Annotated in this window: 16 protein-coding genes; 7 read left to right on the top strand and 9 right to left on the bottom strand. The window is 44.3% G+C overall.

The window, feature by feature from the left end; genetic code table 11:
* Positions 1-16: 16 nt before the first annotated feature.
* The 5 genes from gltX to F3741_03390 form a co-directional block, all read right to left on the bottom strand.
* Entirely contained in the window at positions 17-1,420 is a 1,404-nt protein-coding gene (gltX, locus tag F3741_03410; protein MZG29848.1) for a glutamate--tRNA ligase, read from the bottom strand.
* Positions 1,421-1,873: 453 nt separating this feature from the next.
* A complete protein-coding gene (locus F3741_03405) occupies positions 1,874-2,314 on the bottom strand; it encodes a hypothetical protein (protein MZG29847.1) in 441 nt (146 codons plus the stop codon).
* A 422-nt stretch (positions 2,315-2,736) separates the two neighbouring features.
* Entirely contained in the window at positions 2,737-3,177 is a 441-nt protein-coding gene (locus F3741_03400; GenBank protein MZG29846.1) for a hypothetical protein, read from the bottom strand.
* A 239-nt stretch (positions 3,178-3,416) separates the two neighbouring features.
* Positions 3,417-4,070, bottom strand: coding sequence for a response regulator transcription factor (locus F3741_03395; protein MZG29845.1), 654 nt, complete (start codon positions 4,068-4,070; stop codon positions 3,417-3,419).
* 2 nt (positions 4,071-4,072) lie between these two features.
* Entirely contained in the window at positions 4,073-5,344 is a 1,272-nt protein-coding gene (locus tag F3741_03390) for a GAF domain-containing sensor histidine kinase (GenBank protein ID MZG29844.1), read from the bottom strand.
* A gap of 272 nt (positions 5,345-5,616) precedes the next feature.
* Between F3741_03390 and F3741_03385 the strand changes: the two genes are divergently transcribed.
* The 3 genes from F3741_03385 to F3741_03375 all read left to right on the top strand — a co-directional run bounded on the left by F3741_03385 (position 5,617) and on the right by F3741_03375 (position 8,687).
* On the top strand, positions 5,617-5,922 hold the full coding sequence (locus tag F3741_03385; GenBank protein MZG29843.1) for a hypothetical protein: 306 nt from the start codon (positions 5,617-5,619) through the stop codon (positions 5,920-5,922).
* 207 nt (positions 5,923-6,129) lie between these two features.
* Complete coding sequence (locus tag F3741_03380; protein ID MZG29842.1) at positions 6,130-6,984, top strand: hypothetical protein; 855 nt, start codon at positions 6,130-6,132, stop codon at positions 6,982-6,984.
* Positions 6,985-6,989: 5 nt separating this feature from the next.
* Positions 6,990-8,687 (top strand): ABC-ATPase domain-containing protein, encoded by a 1,698-nt coding sequence (locus tag F3741_03375; GenBank protein ID MZG29841.1) that lies wholly within the window; start codon positions 6,990-6,992, stop codon positions 8,685-8,687.
* A 38-nt stretch (positions 8,688-8,725) separates the two neighbouring features.
* Here the strand turns inward: F3741_03375 and F3741_03370 are convergent, their stop codons facing one another.
* Together F3741_03370 and F3741_03365 are read right to left on the bottom strand one after the other, a co-directional pair.
* A complete protein-coding gene (locus tag F3741_03370) occupies positions 8,726-10,774 on the bottom strand; it encodes a hypothetical protein (protein MZG29840.1) in 2,049 nt (682 codons plus the stop codon).
* A 59-nt stretch (positions 10,775-10,833) separates the two neighbouring features.
* Positions 10,834-13,473 (bottom strand): spermine synthase, encoded by a 2,640-nt coding sequence (locus tag F3741_03365; protein ID MZG29839.1) that lies wholly within the window; start codon positions 13,471-13,473, stop codon positions 10,834-10,836.
* A 233-nt stretch (positions 13,474-13,706) separates the two neighbouring features.
* On the opposite strand from F3741_03365, the gene F3741_03360 reads away from it, so the two are divergent.
* A complete protein-coding gene (locus F3741_03360; GenBank protein ID MZG29838.1) occupies positions 13,707-14,738 on the top strand; it encodes a hypothetical protein in 1,032 nt (343 codons plus the stop codon).
* Between the two features lie 9 nt (positions 14,739-14,747).
* Here F3741_03360 and F3741_03355 read toward each other — a convergent pair whose 3' ends face one another.
* Entirely contained in the window at positions 14,748-15,767 is a 1,020-nt protein-coding gene (locus F3741_03355; protein MZG29837.1) for an ABC transporter substrate-binding protein, read from the bottom strand.
* Positions 15,754-16,611, bottom strand: coding sequence for a hypothetical protein (locus F3741_03350; GenBank protein MZG29836.1), 858 nt, complete (start codon positions 16,609-16,611; stop codon positions 15,754-15,756). Before F3741_03350 ends, F3741_03355 begins: the two co-directional genes overlap by 14 nt.
* A 194-nt stretch (positions 16,612-16,805) precedes the next feature.
* Here F3741_03350 and F3741_03345 point away from each other — a divergent pair, with 194 nt between their 5' ends.
* Genes F3741_03345 through F3741_03335 form a run of 3 tightly spaced genes read left to right on the top strand, consistent with a single transcriptional unit; the run spans position 16,806 to position 18,143 of the window.
* Entirely contained in the window at positions 16,806-17,000 is a 195-nt protein-coding gene (locus F3741_03345) for a hypothetical protein (protein ID MZG29835.1), read from the top strand.
* A 22-nt stretch (positions 17,001-17,022) separates the two neighbouring features.
* Positions 17,023-17,412: a DUF1844 domain-containing protein gene (locus F3741_03340; GenBank protein MZG29834.1), complete on the top strand. Its 390-nt coding sequence runs from the start codon at positions 17,023-17,025 to the stop codon at positions 17,410-17,412.
* A 14-nt stretch (positions 17,413-17,426) separates the two neighbouring features.
* Entirely contained in the window at positions 17,427-18,143 is a 717-nt protein-coding gene (locus F3741_03335; GenBank protein ID MZG29833.1) for a YkgJ family cysteine cluster protein, read from the top strand.
* The last annotated feature ends 4 nt before the right edge of the window (positions 18,144-18,147 follow it).

Raw genomic sequence — 18,147 nt, 5'->3', positions numbered from 1 at the left:
GGGGCTACCATCCAGTTCAGGGAAGGGATTGTTTTAACCGTTTAATCGTCTCTTCTTTACCAAGAAGAAGTATTACATCGTAAATACCCGGGCTTACTGTGGTACCTGTGAGCGCTACACGGACGGGTTGCGCCAGCTTGCCCAGCTTTGTCCCTTCATCTTCAACAATTTGTTTGAATAACGCTTCGACCTCTTCTGCGGAAAAATTTTCCAAACCAGAAAGTCCTGCAATTGTTTTTTCCAGCAAGGGTCTGGAGTCAGAAGTCAAAAACCTGGCTTTTGCTTTTTCATCAAACTCTAAATTCTTTTTAAAATAGAATGCCGATTTTTCTGCCATCTCTACCAGAGTCTTTGCTCGCTGATTCAAAGAGGGGATAACCCTTGCGATTTCAGAGGCATCCAGTCCGTGCCCTTTTTCAAGAATTCCCGAGTGTATGAGAAATGGCTCCAGGTGCAGGGCCAGCTCTTCAGGAGGAGTATTTTTTATATAATGTTCATTCAACCAGGACAGCTTATCAGGGTCAAAAACCGCCGCTGAAGTGTGAACCGAATCGAAGGAAAAAAGCTTTATCATATCTTCCCGAGAAAAAATTTCCTGGTCACCGTGCGACCAACCCAGCCGGGCCAGATAATTGATCATCGCTGAAGGCAAATAGCCCATGTCACGATAAGCCAGCGCAGAAGTTGCTCCATGCCGTTTGCTCAATCGAGTCTTGTCCTGACCCAGTATCATAGAAATATGGGCAAAACTGGGACGGGGATAGTTCAATGCGTCATACAACAAACATTGTCGAGGCGTATTGGAAAGATGGTCGTCCCCGCGTATCACATGGGTGATACCCATATCAGCATCATCGACCACAACAACAAAGTTGTAAGTGGGAGAACCATCTGTTCTCTGCAAAATCAGGTCATCAAGTTCGCCGATATCGAAGACCACCTTGCCGCGCAAAAGGTCCTCGACCACCACCGAACCCTCCAGCGGGGCCTTGAACCGAATAACGGAAGGAACTCCTTCAGGCTGTTCAGTACGCTCCCTGCATGTTCCATCATATTTAGGTTTGAGCCCTTTTTTCTGTGCTTCATTCCGTTTCTTATCCAGTTCCTCCTGCGAGCAGTAACAACGGTAAGCCTTGCCTTCCTTGAAAAGCTGGTCGACTTTTTCAGAATAAAGGTTCTGTCGCTCGGTTTGTCGAAAAGGGCCTTCATCCCAGTCCAGACGCAGCCATCTCATGGACTCTAGTATTTCCTCAATGGATTCTTCTGTTGAACGCTCATGGTCAGTATCTTCAATTCGCAATACAAATTTTCCGCCATGGTGCCTGGCATACAACCAGTTGAACAGAGCGGTTCTCACCCCTCCAATATGTAAAAAACCCGTAGGGCTGGGCGCGAAACGAACTTTTACGGAATCACTCATTTAACTATCTTAAAAATAAATTGCTATAGATGGTGTGAAAGAAGGCTAAGAGTAACAAATAAATCGGGAAAATTTAAGCGCAATATCAAGCAATCTATAAACTTTAATTTAAACTGCTGGCGATGGAAATTCAGACGTCTGGAGCTTAAAGCTTCTCCTTATGATTTCCCTGAGACAGCAAACATTGACAAGTATTGGGAGCTTTAGCAGAAAACTCAGCTTTATATTTCCAGTCAGCCAGGTTGATTGCCGGGTGGGTATCAGGAAGGTTGAAGTAAAACCGTTTTATATGTGTCCAGGTCTCTTCTGATGCAGGATTTTTTTTCTGATACGAATACACAAAAGAACAATGAAAATTCATACTAAAAAAACGAAAAACAGCCGGCCTTGGGAGAAGACCGGCTGTTTCAGGGTAAGGGCAAAAAAATCACACCCTCATATAAACAATAATTCTTAATTACAGGTTACAGTAACCGGGATTGAGCCCGTGTTGGTGATTTTAACCAATCCACTGATATCACCAATAGAGTCACCACGGCTGAATGCTGGTTGAGACATGAGGGTTACTTTTCCTTTTCCCATTCCGCCTCTTTGAGGAAGACCTGTTTTACCGTGGTCGCTACCATTAAGACTGTCATTATTGTCGTTCGGTCCCAATGAAATAGGAACTGTGGTGAAGTTAGAAGACTTCCACAGGCTCAAGTTTGCGCTACCCCTATCATTGTCTGTGTAACCAAATTTGTCAGCAGAAGCGTTAGCTACTTTGGCTGCTTCCAGGGTGATGCTTTTAGCATCATTACATTTTGCTGTTTGGCCATTGCTGATCTGTGCCGCATTAGCAGTAAATGCGAGACCCGCAACAAACATAGCTGTTAAAGCGAAAATCTTTTTCATAAACCTCTCCTTGTTTTTGTTTTATAAAATCACAACTCAGCTGTGCTAATAGATATTTTTATTACTGATGGAGAGTTTAATGAACCTTATATTTTTTGAATATCAGTCGAAAACCATTTTTTTGATAGTCTTGCATCTTATCCTCATTTAAGAGGTTTCTCTAAACTGATAAGAAATATGAGATGGGCCTGTAAAAATTTAAAGAAGTCTCTTCAATAGTATTTATCCACGAGTTTTCCTTGCGAGAAAATCCTCGTAACATTTTTAATCGGACATGAAAGATGAATATGTGTGAGGTAAAGAGCGCAGCAACTAGGAATCTACTGACAAATACCGATGGAGGCAAAAAAAACAGCCGACCGGGAGAGGTCGGCTGTTTTCCAGGGTAAGGGCCCAACTCGCTAATTAAGCCCTTCTATAACTTAGTTACAGGTAACAGTAACTGGATTTAAACCAGTGTTGGTAATTTTAACCAGCCCACTGATATCGCCGATAGAGTCACCACGGCTGAATGCTGGCTGAGAAACGAGGGTTACTTTATGTTTACCCATTCCACCTCTCTGAGGTAGACCTGTTTTACCATTGTCGCTACCATTAACACTGTCGTTGTTGTCGTTCGGTCCTAATGTAATTGGAACTGTGGTGAAGTTAGAAGACTTCCACAAGCTCAAGTTAGCACCACCTCGGTCGTTGTCGCTGTAACCATACTTATCACTTGAGGTGCTGGCAGGACCTGCTGTTTCCAGCGTGATGCTTTTTGCGTCAGTACATTTTGCTGTCTGACCGGTTGAGATCTCAGCTGCGTTAGCAACCAGAGCAAAACCTGCAATGAAAGCTACTGTCAAAACAAAAATCTTTTTCATGACCCTCTCCTTAAGTTTTGTTTATTAAAAACACTCGTTCGAGTAACAGACTATTTCTTAATCTTTACCGCTAATTTTCCGAGAGATTTTAATAGATAGAACCTGCCGTTAATATAGGTCTAACACCTTTTATAAGGTAGGATTTAAACCTAAATATTCATGAACTTAACCTATCAATTAATAAGTGTTTGTCCTATAATTCTTAAGGGCCATTGTTTGGGTGGGTAGGCTGCAAACTATTATTGAATAAGCTTTTGGGAAATTGCGTAATGAATCAGCTCAGCATTTTTCTTCATTTGCATTTTTTCCAGGATCCTGGAACGATGCGTACTGATGGTTTTGACGCTAAGTGATAACTCTTTGCCTATTTCGGTGGGCGAGCTTCCCTCAGCCAGCATCATGAATACTTGATGCTCCCGGTCTGAGAGTCTTTCATGTGCGGGTCTATCCGACTTTGTAAAATCAAAGGCCAGCTTTTCGGTGATTTCGGGACTGGCATATTTGCCGCCGTCCGCAACTTTTCGCACTGCCGCATAGATTTGGTCTGTACTACTTTCTTTAGTAATAAAACCTGAAGCCCCGGCCTTGAAAAATCGAACAGCATAATGTTCTTCCGGATATACGGTTAGTATCAATACAGGCAACTTGGGACGATCCTCTCGAAGCTGCTTGAGTATTTCCAGACCTCCTTTTCCTGGCAGGGAAATATCAAGGAGAGCCAGGCCCAAATCCATACCTCGAATTTTATCCAATAATTCTTCACCGGTTTCCGCCTCATCCACAACCTCGATATCAGGTGTTTCAGAAAAAGCGTGCTTCAAACCCCTACGAAATAATGGGTGGTCGTCTGCAATAATTACTTTTATTTTTCCATTTCCCTTCTTCGTTGCCATGATCATCCTTTTTTAATTTTAATATTTACAGTTGTCCCATTGTTCGGGAAACTACTGATGAACACATTACCACCCCAAACCATTGCCCGCTCACGCATACCTTGTAGGCCCAAAGACCTCAGGCTCGAAACTTTATCTGAAGGAATTCCACAACCATTATCTTCAACTTCAAGGGAAAGCATTTCATTACTATGACTTAGTTTAACATAAACCTTAGTCGCTCTTGCATGCCTCACGATATTCGTCAAAGTTTCTTGAAAAACCCTGAACAGGGTTGTCGATCTCTCAAGGTCCGGCTCGAACTCATTCAACTCATTCACAAACACGCACTCGATTCCCGTTCTTTTGGAAAAATCTTTGGCCTGCCAAACTATCGCCTCGGCAATTCCCAGGTCGTCAAGAATAGGTGGTCGTAAATCCATTGAAATTTTCTTAACTGTTTGAATAGCCTCATCACTCATTTCAAGAAGCTGTTCGGTTGATTTCTTTATACTCGGATTGTAATAAGTCAGTTTTTTACCAAGCAGAGAGATTTCCAGTTTTATAGTTGTCAGCACCTGTCCTAAATGGTCATGGACTTCCCTGGCTGTGCGGGTCCTCTCTTCTTCACGTACCTGCTCCAGACGATGGTAAAGTTTGCGCAACTGGTCCTTAGTGCGTTCACTTTCATCCTGAGCCTGCTTTCTTTCAAGAACCCTGCCAAGCTGAGTTCCAACCTGTGCCATGATATCTAGCATTTGTGTATCGGGTTCTACAGCTTTGGGAGAAAAAAACTCCATCACTCCAACCACTCTTTTGCCTATTAAAATAGGGAACGCAAAACCTGCCTTAACTCCAATATCCTGTGCCAGGTTTGCACGAGGGAAGTTAGCATCTTTTGTCACATCAATGATCCAAGCTGGCTCTCCACTTGCCAACACACGACCCGGCAAACCAATTCCAGTTTCCAAAGGGGTTTCCTGAGTGATCCTTTGGAAGGTATCAAACTTACCTGGCTCCTCAACATGCCAAAATGAGGAAGGAACAAGTCCTTCAGAGGGGTTATCAGCAGTCAAATATAAATGTCCCAACGGCCATCCAGCAAATTCACAGATTTGGCGAATACAGAAACGCAAGGTTTCATCAATCGCCCGGGTTTCATTGGATGCCACCGCAATAGCCTTTATCAGTTTGGAATGTTCTATTTCGGCATTTAACCGTTCATTGGTCTCCTGCAACTTGCTGGTCCATTCCTTGTTTTCTTTCTCCTGATTCATAGGCTGAGCTATCTGCATTGTAAAAGGTATATTGTCAAAAGTTTTAGAGTGTTCAAGACGCTGGAAAAAACCTGATATATTGCTTAAATAATAAGGGTGATACGGTCAGGGAAAATACCTTAACTAAGCTAAAAAATGATAAAATGGTTAATGAAAAAGCGGGGTTCTGTAAAGCCGGGAAAAACACCAAGGTGCGGGCATCCTTCAGCTTCTACCATAATACGCGATTAAATTGAAGGTATGGCAATGTTGAAAGTTTCCAATATAAATAAGCTTTAAGAGATCCAGCAATGAATATAAAAACCATATGGGTTCTTACAATAATAGCCTTTGGTTTTCCGTCTGTCAATTGGGCTGAAGAAACCAAAGCTGAGCTGGTGATCTTTAAGGAAGCTTCAGATAAATGGACACTTCTTAAAAAAGGCCGCACCTGCGAAGATATTTTTATCATAAAGAAAGGAAAGGACGCCGCAGACCTTAGATTAATGAATAATTATTTTTGCGAGGGTGAGTACACCCTGACCCTTGACGGCCCACCCGGCACGACAGTCACTTTGTACGGCCAGTTTTTTTCGAAGATGACCTTGGCTCGCTGACACTGACTAAAACAGATGACAGGCAAGTCTGGATATGGGATTTGGAAGATTTTCCCGACCGTAAATGGGTGGTCGCTGGCGCCAACAGAAGCACAGGTGGTTATGAGGTGTTTTATAGGTCCGCACCAAACTTCAAAATGCATTTGGGTTCTGTAAAATGGGGCGAAATTCCCTGAGTCGCACAAACCCTACCTTTCAGTCAGTGATATGCAGATTAACTTGACAACCAGCAAATCATTACTGACCCGCTCCAGCGGTTATCTAAGTGGAGTGTGCACACACTCATTGAATCCCTACCGCGGTTGCGGTTTTGGGCTTTCATCCTGCGGTGAAGGTTGCTACGTTCGTTTTAATCATTGGTTAACACAAGGACGTGAATGGGGGAAGTTTGTAGATGTCAAAATTAATGCAAGCAAATTGTATATCCAGTCAGTGGAAAAAGAAAAAAAATGGGCTCGCAAACGTTCAACCCCATTTACAATTTTCATGTCAAGCTCCACCGACCCGTGGCAACCTGCTGAGAAAAAATATAGAGTCACCCGTTCACTACTAGATGCCATGACAAGTTGTCCGCCTGACACATTGATCCTGCAAACCCACAGTTCCAGCATTCTGGATGATATTAAAGTGATTCAAAAACTGTCACAATTATGCTCAGTCAGGATCCATATTTCAATCGAAGGAGACCGCAACCGCCTGCCAGGACTGCCACCTCCACCCTGCAGTATTGAGCAACGGATTTCCGCCCTGGAAAAACTGTCAGGCTATGGACTCAACACGGTTGCTTGTCTTTCCCCATTATATCCACTGAAGAACCCAAAGCTTTTTTTTGAACGTTTAAAAAAATCAGGGGCCTCTGCGGTAATCATTGACCACTTTATAGAAGGTGATGGGACTGAAGGTGGTTCCCGAACCTTTAGAACCCGCCTTCCTTCGGCAATGAGCCAGGTAGAAGAAGATTCGGTTAAACTTTCATATCGAAACCAAATCGCAGACATTGCCCGCTCTTATCTTCCTGTAGGAATTTCCGCCCAGGGTTTTGCAGGGCATTTTTCCCATTAATAACAATGTCCGCCCCAAAGGAAATCATCAATCAAATTACATCCTTGGATGGTAAAGGATATAAAGCCTATAAAGCATTGCAAGGCAAAAAGTTCATCTTTGACCTGTTTGAGTTAACTTTTGAACATGTTCAAGGCGACCCTTATGCGGCACCCTCCCGCTTGTCTATAAAGATCGAATTAGAAAAAGCCGGCTTTGCAAAATCCCATTATGAAAATCCTGTAAGAAAACTAGCCCTGGAAGACCATTTATTACGAATAGTGAGCCTCCAAACTCTAAAGTGCCGAGGTAAAATAAAAGGCTCAGGAAGAAGCGGCGAAATAGCCGTGCAATCACCAGGTCAAAAAGTAATCCGCCGAAGCGGACTGCAAATAAAAAAGGATCAAGTAATACTGACCCTGTTCGCCGGCTTACCGGGAGATGGGCGAAGTGTAATGGCCAGGGACTGTGTAAAACTTTTCTCCGAGATCCTCCCCCCTGTCTGGGAGGAAAGCCTGCTGGCAAAATCTCTCGACATGAAAAAAGTTCAACAGGCTATCGAAACATTGGAAGACTATTCCAGGCTGAACCAGCTATTGACCGAGAATCAATGGGCCAGCTTTGTAGCTGACGGTTCGCTTCTACCGCGCTCTTCGGGGGTCAGCGATCTGCCGCTTGAAAGTGGCGGAGTGTTATTTTCCGCACCCGATGAACTCAGCGCCGAAGTTCATCTGCCTCACGCCGGAACTGTCCGCGGTATGCCTGTTCCATTGGGTATTACTCTGATTGTGGGTGGAGGATTCCACGGGAAGAGCACTCTACTGAAAGCCCTGCAGGATGCCGTATACCCGCATGCAACTGGAGATGGGAGAGAGCGAATCGCCACACAGCCAACCGCGGTGAAAATCAGGGCAGAAGACGGACGCTGTGTACAACCCATTAACGTTTCCGGATTCATGGACAACCTACCGCTCATTCCATCGACCGAAAACTTTTCGACGGTTTCAGCCAGTGGCTCCACCTCACAGGCAGTAAATATTATAGAAGCGGTTGAGTCGGGCTCCTCACTTCTGCTTATGGATGAAGATACCTGCGCGACTAATTTCATGATCCGCGATGCCCGTATGCAGGCATTGATCTCATCCGGCCAGGAACCTATCACCCCACTTGTCGACCGGATTGAAGAGCTCTATAAGGATTTTGGGGTAAGCACCATTCTGGTTATGGGAGGAAGTGGGGATTACTTTGATATGGCAGACAACATCATTGCCATGGATTCCTTTAAGCCTCGATTGGTGACAGAAAAAGCTAAACAGATTGTTCAAGAAAATCCCGGTAGCCGTAAAATAGAAACCAGCAGCCCTCTTCCAAAAATTCAGTTACGAAACAGAAACTTATCAGGATTGAACTTCAGTCGAGGCAAAAAAGACTGCGTGATTCAAACACAAGCGATGATCTCTCTTATCCTTGGGCGTACCGGGATTGATGTGCGTTATGTTGAGCATCTTGTAGAACCGGGGCAATTGGAATTATGCGGGTGGATTCTGAAACAGCTTAAAGAGAGACAAAAAAAAGAACCCGGAGAGCCAAACCGGGAAGGAATAAAGAACATACTGGATAAGATTGAAAGTGGCGAACTGGAATCGGTTGCACCCTACAATAATGGCCTGCTGGCCCTTCCCAGACTGCAGGATGTCATGGCCGCCTTAAACCGCCTTCGTTAAAAAATTCCAACACCTGAAGTGAAATGCAACTGCGGGAGTTAATCTTGAAAAACAGGCTTGAAAGAAACCAGAGGTTTTTGGTCCGGTAAAAGCAGCGGTTGTCCTTCCTTGAAAATTTCTTCCAGTCCAACGGGATTGGTAGCCCAGACCCCTCTTTCTTGAATCTCTGGCTCAGGACCTTCAAAAACCAGATAGCCGTATTTGCCGTAATGAGGCAGTTTGCGTATTAATCCGGGTACACTTTCTTTGTTGCCGGCAATAACCCAGGTCATGGTTCCTTGTTGTTGGTCTGTCCTGGCAAGCGTGAACACAAAGCTGTGATCCTTCCATGGATAATAACGTTCAATCAACTGTACACCCTTCTCATCCATTTCAATTCCCACTTTTTTGAGTCGTACTTTAAAAATTTTGCTCAATGGATGATTTTTCCCAAAAATCCATAAGCTGCCTTCGGGATTAGAATCATTTCCATTGTTCCTGAAAATCCGTTTGGCCACCGAACTGGCAAATTTCTGGTAATCATTGAAATCTTCTTCTGGTATGAAAGCCGTTATTTGTTTTGCGCCATAAGTCTGGCTCAAGCTGGATGGAGCTTCTTTAGCCCCCAATCGGCGGAATACATCGCTAAATGGATCAAGTCGGATCGCTACAGGTTCAGAAGGTAATTGAAAATCAAATGCTTTCTCGCGTGAATCGATTTCTATAGTGTGAATCTCTCCCAACGAGGAACCTTTGGACCAAATAGCAACGGGAATTTTCACCTTAAATACAGGGGCCTCCTGCTCAACCGTCAATTTAAGGTCGTATCGGTCCCCGGAGGACACATAAGATGCGTGCTTCAATCTAATTTCCGGAGCACCTTTACGGTGTACCCACTGCTGAAAAAAATCCTTTAAGCTCCGCCCTGACTCCGCCTCAAAAGTTTTTCGCATATCGTCATAACCGGCATATCGGTACTTGAAAGTCTCATAAAACTTTTTCAGGCCATTTAAAAAATTGCTATCGCCCGTTTCTTTACGAAGCATATGAAAAACCATCAGCAACTTGGCATAACCAATTGCCTGAGAGGCCATGCTGTCGCGATAACCAAATTCATTCAAAGGGAAATCGTTTTCATCGTTGACATAGTTTGAATATTTCATCATTTCCTGAAACCTGTATGCGGCCCCTTTTCCTTTCAGTTCCAACAAAAGATGGTCGGCAAGATAAGCGGTCAGCCCTTCTGACCAGTTGCCATGCCCAAGATCCGGGAAAACACCGTTGCCCCACCAGTTATGCAGAATTTCGTGAGGATAAGAACTGTGCAGAATAAACGGGAAGCGTATAATCCTTGATCCCATGAACGTAAAAGAGGGCATTCCATAACCGGTCTGCCGGGAGTTTTCTATCAATGCAAACTTTTCATAAGGATAAGAACCGATCAACCGGGAATAAAAGTCTGTATAAGACTTCGCAGTTTGCAGGTAACGATCAGCCAGCCTTTCATCGTCCTGAAGCAAATATGCATATAAAGGAAGCCCGTTATGTATTGTTTCATGAATGTGGAACTTGTTACCGATTAAATAGATCTCTTCTGAAGGAAAGCTGGATTCCCAGGAAACAATCCTCCTAGTCCCAGACAACTGTTCACCTAGCCTTTTCCCCTGGCTCACCGCATGCCAGGGTTCGGGCAGCGAAACCTTCATCTCAAACGTTATTCGGGGAAAGTCCCCTTCTGTTTGAGGATAAAAATAACTCTCACCAGAAAAAAATAATCCATCGGACGCTATTGGTTTATCAGCTTCAAGGGAAGTGTCATGAAGGACTCCAGAATAGTTCAGCGTTAATGAATCAGGACAATTTGTGGAATGCTTCTCGACAAACTCCAACTTGAGAAATCCGGATGATGTATGCACCTTCCACCCTTCCGGAACCCGATCCAGTTTCAAGTCTGAATGAAGGTAAAAGGGAACATTGCATAATGTTGCGGAGTCTTTAAGCTGAATAGTATCTTTGATATTTGCAAAACGGGTAGAAGGCTCCAGTTCAATTTGCAACTGGTGGTGGATTTTCGGATCAGCAAAAGACCGGGCCTCATTTGAGGTCATTGCCAATACCATCAGAATTGAAAAAAGTTTAAAACAATGATTTAAATTCATGACTCATATTAATCATTCCATTGAGCATCACGCAATTGAATTGATGGAGAATCGTGTGATTCAAAATAAATTCCTAGTGCTTCCAATCCGGCAAAATAATTACCCGATGCAAAAAATTTTTCCCCCGGACCTTTATAACGTCTTGAGAAAAGGCCAAATCTTTGCGCAGTTCGAATTGTATAGTTCCTTTTAAAAGCTTCCTGTTCCCGTGCAGACACACCCCTCACATTTGGAACCTGTTCCAACCTGGGGCGGAGGAGGTTTAAAAAGCTTTCATCTGTTTCCCATTGCAAAGGGGGCAGGAGCGAAACAGTAGAAAACTCAAGCAAAGGCGAATCATCCGTGATTTCACCAGCCCCTTTCAGATATGGCGAAAGTTGCCTTCCCTCAGTAATGTAAAAATCAGCGAAATCCAGGAAGGAATTCACCTTCATTTCCCGGGCCATTTCATTGATTTCCAAATTTTTCATCAAATCCTCAAAATGTTCTTTATCCAGGGTCACTGGCTTGCGGCTTCCCACCAGCATAACTATACGAGTGAGAAAGCTGTTCCACACCGAAAACTCAGGAAAAACCCCATTGAATGTATGGGTGATTGATCTCGCATCTTCCGGTCCTACCAGATGTAAAGGCAACCATTGAAGAAGCAAGCCGTCTTCTTTTAAGCGGCTCAAAGCCAACTCATAAAATTCCCTGGAATACAAATTAACCACCCCGGCCTGCAAAGGTGACATGGGTTCCATAATAATCACATCATAAGTGAACTCCGTCCATTTCAAGAAACTTCTTCCATCTTGAATAAACATTTTAATATTGGGACGGGTTAAAACATCGTGATTCCATTTTAAAAACCACTTCGAAAACTCGAGCACATTTTTATCAATTTCAACGCCGTGAACCTCAGCCTCCGGAAACATAGATGCAGTCCCCAGGGTGTTGCCGGTTCCAAACCCAATCACTAAAACACGTTTTGGAGAAGGATGCAGCACCATCGGCACAAACCCCATTGCCTGCATATAAGTGCTGCCCGAAAACATACTGGAAACTGTGGCGGTGCTGAACCCATCCAGATAAATAGTACGTGCGCGGCTTTCCTTATCTTCCACAACACTGATAGTGGAATATTCCCCTTCCTTATAATCCAGAAGCTTTATCCGGTCTTTTGGAACATTTACTTCAAGCCTTGCAAAATTACCCTTACCGGCTTTTTGGGTGTCAATACCCGGCACCAGGAATCCTTTACCCAATATCAAAACAACCAATACCGACCCCAACATCATCAACATGGTAGCTGGCTTGAACTCACGGTCTTTTGCCAGAATATAAACCCCGAACAAAATCAATACTGCGTAGATTCCATACAAAGATAAGCGAATACCCCATAGCGGTATGAAAACAAATGGGGTCAAGATCGTTCCCGCTACTGCTCCAACTGTATTGATTGAATAGGTATTGCCAAGAACCTTCCCGACGCCTTGAAGTCGGGATGAATAGATTTGATTGGCTAAAGGAAAAAGCAGACCGAACCCAAAAGTCGGGAGGAACATGAGCGCAAAGGCAAACAAAGACCTGATCAAAATAATTCGCCCTGGAGAACTGTCCAGGCTGTAAAAATATTTATCAGCAATAGCAGTCCATTCTGTCAGGTTTGCCAACACAGGAAGTATGGCTATGCAAAAAATACCGATGGCAAGCTCAATACCGACAAATTTGAGAACTCGGCAGGAACTTCCCACCAGCTTGTTGGCCGCAAGGCTTCCCAAAGCTATTCCCAATAAAAATGTGGCAAGGATAAGCGCGAAAGAATACAGGGTGCTTCCCATCGGGAAAACAAGAATTCGTGTCCACAATATCTCACTTGAAAGGGAAGCCATGCCGGAATAAGCAAACATGACAAGAACCAGAAGCCCTATGGCTGGTGAGACTTCTTCAACTTCTTTTTTCTTCTTTCTTTTCTTAGTTTGAGTTTGATCAGAACCAGTTTCCTCCACATAAAAAGCACGAGGCTTGCCATAGCACAGCATAAAAACCATAACATTGAGCAATATCGCAAACCAGGTCGCGCCCTGAACTCCCAGAAGACGAATCGCAAAAAACTGGGTGAACAAACAACCACACACCGCGCCGAATGTATTGACTCCATACAGTAATGATATTTTGGAAAAAATCTTATCCGTCTGGTTGCCAGTCGCCCAGCACCCTACCAGGGGAAGTGTCGCCCCCATCAATAATGTCGCGGGCAACATCAGGAGCGTACTCAGCAAGAACTCCAGCAGGTGCACCGATAAATCAACCTGTCCAGTTGCCGGTAAAATCAGGGGGTATAATTTTCCCAGAAGGTCAAGCCCGAGGGGAAAACTCAATGCATAAAGACCTATTAATCCCTCAAGCAGACCATAAATACGAATCAGTTTATCCGGTTCCAAACTGGCAGGGTTATTGGATAACACCCTCCCCATGAACCAGGCACCTCCGGCCAAACCCGTCATGAATGCGCACAATACAGCACTGAGCGCATACAAACTGGCTCCAAAGACCAGGGCCAGATGCCGAAACCAGATCAACTCATAAACCAGGCTGGCCGCACCAGAAGCAAAAAGGCACGCATAGGCAACCCATGAAATCCTGAATGAAGGGAAACTTGTCATAAGAAGAGAGATTTTCCCACAGCATCACCAATCCGTCAATTTAACGAACAAGTATTGCAACATGATTTCATGAATGCTATTCTCCAAGAAATCCCCGGCCCACTTACGCGGAAGGTAAAAGGCAATCACCCTGTAGTTTGAATATTCAACCAGCTAAGCATTGTCTTAATCGGTCGTGGCCCGGCCAAGCCATAATGGCATTCTAAAAAACCCTTTTATCGCTTTATAAAATCATGAAAAAAAGATTCAGCCTGATGGCTCCAGTTATTTTATCTGTTTTTTTACTTACCCTTCCGGCATGGGATAAAGCGTCCGCGCAATCTTCATCTCAACCCCTGAAAATTCCAGAGGTCGTGGCAAAAGTTAACGGTGTAGACATCCAGTCAAAATATATTCAGTTCAGGATGAATCAGATTTCGAGAAACGTAAAACGGCCGCTGACCTTGCGTGAAAGAACCAGTATCGCAAAAGATTTGATAGAGAAAGAAATCGTAAGGGAGCTGATCCATCAACAAGGTAAAAAAAAGAACCTTGAGGTAGACTCTGATTTAATTGAAAAAGAAATGGAAGCTCTACGCAAGCCCTATAACAGCGATGAAGAATTTGAAAAAGCACTGAAAGCCAGAAACATTACCCTGGAGGATTTAAAAGACTCCATGAAAGTAGACATCAATGCCCGGAAATTGTTGAATGAACAAATCAAAGGCAAGATCGATATTGCAGATGCCGACGTAAAAAAATATTACGAAGACAACAAGCAGAAGTTTCATCGCCCTGAAGCTTATCATACCCGGCATATCCTTGCGGCAACCTTTCCTCCCGACTTGTTGAAATCGACTCCTGTCTCCGAACTTCAAAACAAAAGGGAAGACCTGCACCGGAGTGCGGAAGAACGAATAGACGCCATTCTAAAAGAGCTCAAGGAAGGGGCGAACTTTGAGGAACTGGCAAAGAAAAAATCGGATGACGAAGCAAGCAGGGAGAGTGGCGGGGATCTTGACGTTATTTATAAAGGAGTTTTTGATCCTTCTTTTGACAAAGCCGTATCAAAGTTAAAGCCCGGTGAAATTAGCGGAAAAGTAGAAACCAGGTTTGGCTTCCATGTTATCAAGCTCATCGAAAAACACCCGCCTGAACTAACTCCTTTCGAAGAAATGAAAAAGGCCATTCAAAAACATCTGTTCATGGAAGAAGCTAAAAACCTGGTGGCGGCTTATGTACAAAAACTAAAGAAAGAAGCAAAGATTCAAACCTTCTTTCGTTAGCTTCCAAAACTAGTTCTGACGAAATTGTTCCAGGTGTTTAAGCACATGCTCAAGCAGCTCCACTGGAATGTATTTTCCTGCCAGGTTTTTTCTTGCTATGGTTCCTGCTTCCTGAAACCGTGCCCTTTCTTTCTCACCAGGAAGATCCACCCACTTCACATTATTTTTCTCTAAAACCTTGTGTGCTTTTATGTTGTCCTTTTTAATAAGCTCAACCAGTTCCTGCAAACATTCTGCACCAATTTTTTCAAGCGCTTCCTGATTAGATTGAGAAAGCTTGTCGAATTTCTTTTTAGAAATCAGAACACCGCCTGTTGCATAACCCATCCGCAATCTAGACACGTGTTTCACTTTAGTGAACCATTGCAAAGCCAGAGCACCCTGCGTGGAGGCGTAAACAGCATTGATCATACCCGTTTGCAAGGAAAGCAAAACATCTGTTATGGAAAGAGGTATCGGCTGAACACCCAAACCTTTATAAGCCTGCTCCACCAAAGGGTCGCCTTCCCACATCCAGGGTTTTGACTGCCGCAAGTCATCCACTGAGCGGATCGGTTGCTGGGAAAAAAAATGCACCCACCCTACAGGAACCCACCCCAACAAGACATAACCTTTCTCTTTATAGCGGGCCTTGAAATAATCGTTCATTTTTTTATAGATATGCTCGACTTCATCATCGTTTTCAAACAGGAAAGGCAGGTCAAGAACCCTCACTTCCTTCAATATCTCACCGAGTCCAACCCCTGTGAAACCCGCGCCGTGCAGCTGACCAACCCTTATTTTGCGAATCACGTCTTTTTCATCCCCAGACACGCCTCCGGGATAGAACCTGAATACCACATTGCCATCGGTGGCTTTTTTAATATTGTCCGAAAGCCTGCGCATAGACTTCATCCAGGATGAGCCTTCGGGTGCGAGAGTGGCAAATTTAATAATCTGCTTTTTTGCCTCAGCCGGGCTACTCCCAATCAAGGCAAATAAAAAAGCCAATACAACCAGAAGTCGATTAAGAAATTTAAAAGAGTTCATCAATTTGCTCTAAAAGTTGAGCGGCTTTTTTACGAGCCACTTGATTAGCCAAACGTTCTTCAGGAAAAATATCAACCGGAGCCTCAACAACAGCCTGCAATTGAGACTCAAACAACTCACGGTTCTGGTTCTGCACAGCATAGGTTTTAGCGAACAACAAACGCACCAGCAAATATTTATTTTCGGTTAGCACCAGGGCTTTTTCAAAATGCTGACGGGACTTTTCCGGGTTGCCACCCAACATCTTACTGCGGCCACCGTAAAAAGCCCCCAGAAACACATGAGGGCCTGCATGATGAAAAGATGGATCAAGATCGTGGACCTTGTTCATAAGTTTTTCCAAACGGGGAATATCAGCAAAAGCCTCAACCGAGTCAAGATTCTGCATCAACCAACTTCCCCAGCATTGCCCCATCCAGAACAAAGCTGGCTGATGCGAAACCTTGACCTCGTCAAGAGCCAGCGATAACTCATCTAATGAAAGATCCTTCCAATTATCCCTTCCTGTCCTGATAATCGTCGCCCGCAAGGCATAATCCTTACCCCTTTCGTATAAGGAGGATGCCCGTCCGGGTTCTGAATCTTCCAGAAAACTAAAGGCATAACCACATAAACCTTCAGCAAGGTTTTCCAGGATCCCGGTATTGTCGGGGTCCTGTCTCAGGAGTCCCTCAAGCATTTTCAAATTTGCGGGGATAGCCTGCTCTGCAAGTTCGGGGTCCCTTTCCTCCTTCATGACGGCTATCTGGCTCTCAACGAGAGTTAATGAGGCCTGTACAGCCATGCGGCCAGGTGAACAACCCGCCAGTAAACCAACCAGGAATAACAGAAAAAAAGGTTTCATAAGGCAATCTTAGCAGAACGGCCCAACATCAGGCGACTAATATTTTGACATGATATGGGCCTTTTGCTACCATCCAGACGGGTTGTACCCTACCCAGGGTTATCTGGCAATTGTGTTCGTCTGTTATTCAACAAGAACAACCCCATTTCCCGGTGACAAAAAAATTGAGCACTCATGAACAAAGTTCGAGTTGGATGAAAAAAGTTCTTTTTGTGCTGGGCGGAATATTTGTAGTAGTGGGGGTCATCCGGCAATGGCCACTGGCTGGAAAAACCTATATGGAGTTTATAGAGGGAAAAGGTTATCTAACCCTCATGCTGGGATTGATCATGATCGTACTAGGTTTTTCGGTTCCTCTTCTGGTGGGGGATGGGGAAGAAGACTCTTAACAATATAATTTAAAGGTGTGCTATGAGTGATGAAGAGATAGAAGGAGAAGGGTTTACATTTAAAGATAGCCGCTCCTCCCAGCTTTCTGAGGACGAGGCTCTTGACCAGGATGCCCAGAGTGAAACGCAACAACCCCCTGACTCACAGGAACAGCCGCAACAACCATTCAAGATAGACTTTTCCACTTTCATCATGTCGTTGACCTCATCGGCTTTTTACCATCTGGGAGACATCGCCGACCCTGAAACGGGAAAAACTGAAACCAACCTTCCCGCCGTGCAACAGACTATCGACATGCTGATCATGCTTAGTGAGAAAACCAAAGGCAATCTCAATGAAGAAGAAGGCAAACTGCTGGAACAACTCATCTATGAATTGCAGATGAAATTTGTAGCTAAATCGAAACAGTAAGCCCTGCTTTCTCCATGTCTCTCAATACAGATCGAAATGGAATGTTCATTTACGGTATGACCAGTACCGATGAACTGGGCGGATTCCTAAAGCACAAGTTTTCTGAACAACAAATCCAGCAAGCCTACGAATATCTGGTTGAGGCTTCTGAAGGTGAAGCCCGCGAGACAAAAACCTCACCTCTCAGGGTATTCTGGAAACATCTCAAGAAAGTTTATAGTGAAGGCATTCCACCTCTGCAATGTCACCGTGGGTGCGCCCATTGCTGCCATACTGGCGTATCCTGCACCCAATTGGAGTGGGACGGGATCCTGAAAAATGCCGAAGAAAACGGCGTTGATCTCAACGCTGTTATTGAGCGTTCACAAAGAACCATCAAAAAAGTGGACGAGGTTCTTAAATCAAACAAAAACCTGGATCAGGTAGACTGGCACAGGCTGGTCATCAACCAGCCCTGCCCTTTCTTAAATGAAGAAGGTGCCTGCGAAGTCTATGAAGACCGCCCCCTTGACTGCCGTATGGTGGTGGCGTTTCGAGGTGTCTGCGATTCAAAAAAGCTTGAACACGCCCAGCGTGGGGTGGTGGTGGAAGAAGCCGTTGGCGCGACCGTCATCGCAAAACTCCAGCACGACATGACCCCAAAAATCAAACGGCGGAAATTTCGCGGCACACAACCCATCAAACTCCTGCAACACTGGCTGATTCTGTGGAAAGAAAAAAACAAAAAGTGATAAA

Source organism: Nitrospinota bacterium (assembly GCA_009873635.1).
GTDB lineage: Bacteria > Nitrospinota > Nitrospinia > Nitrospinales > VA-1 > LS-NOB.
This window is presented reverse-complemented; position numbering and strand designations above follow the sequence as displayed.

Excerpts from the sequence above, each read along its gene's own strand:
- gltX (MZG29848.1), bottom strand. The coding sequence starts at position 1,420 with ATGAGTGATTCCGTAAAAGTTCGTTTCGCGCCCAGCCCTACGGGTTTT.
- F3741_03405 (MZG29847.1), bottom strand. The coding sequence starts at position 2,314 with ATGAAAAAGATTTTCGCTTTAACAGCTATGTTTGTTGCGGGTCTCGCA.
- F3741_03400 (MZG29846.1), bottom strand. The coding sequence starts at position 3,177 with ATGAAAAAGATTTTTGTTTTGACAGTAGCTTTCATTGCAGGTTTTGCT.
- F3741_03395 (MZG29845.1), bottom strand. The coding sequence starts at position 4,070 with ATGGCAACGAAGAAGGGAAATGGAAAAATAAAAGTAATTATTGCAGAC.
- F3741_03390 (MZG29844.1), bottom strand. The coding sequence starts at position 5,344 with ATGCAGATAGCTCAGCCTATGAATCAGGAGAAAGAAAACAAGGAATGG.
- F3741_03385 (MZG29843.1), top strand. The coding sequence starts at position 5,617 with ATGAATATAAAAACCATATGGGTTCTTACAATAATAGCCTTTGGTTTT.
- F3741_03380 (MZG29842.1), top strand. The coding sequence starts at position 6,130 with ATGCAGATTAACTTGACAACCAGCAAATCATTACTGACCCGCTCCAGC.
- F3741_03375 (MZG29841.1), top strand. The coding sequence starts at position 6,990 with ATGTCCGCCCCAAAGGAAATCATCAATCAAATTACATCCTTGGATGGT.
- F3741_03370 (MZG29840.1), bottom strand. The coding sequence starts at position 10,774 with ATGACCTCAAATGAGGCCCGGTCTTTTGCTGATCCGAAAATCCACCAC.
- F3741_03365 (MZG29839.1), bottom strand. The coding sequence starts at position 13,473 with ATGACAAGTTTCCCTTCATTCAGGATTTCATGGGTTGCCTATGCGTGC.
- F3741_03360 (MZG29838.1), top strand. The coding sequence starts at position 13,707 with ATGAAAAAAAGATTCAGCCTGATGGCTCCAGTTATTTTATCTGTTTTT.
- F3741_03355 (MZG29837.1), bottom strand. The coding sequence starts at position 15,767 with ATGAACTCTTTTAAATTTCTTAATCGACTTCTGGTTGTATTGGCTTTT.
- F3741_03350 (MZG29836.1), bottom strand. The coding sequence starts at position 16,611 with ATGAAACCTTTTTTTCTGTTATTCCTGGTTGGTTTACTGGCGGGTTGT.
- F3741_03345 (MZG29835.1), top strand. The coding sequence starts at position 16,806 with ATGAAAAAAGTTCTTTTTGTGCTGGGCGGAATATTTGTAGTAGTGGGG.
- F3741_03340 (MZG29834.1), top strand. The coding sequence starts at position 17,023 with ATGAGTGATGAAGAGATAGAAGGAGAAGGGTTTACATTTAAAGATAGC.
- F3741_03335 (MZG29833.1), top strand. The coding sequence starts at position 17,427 with ATGTCTCTCAATACAGATCGAAATGGAATGTTCATTTACGGTATGACC.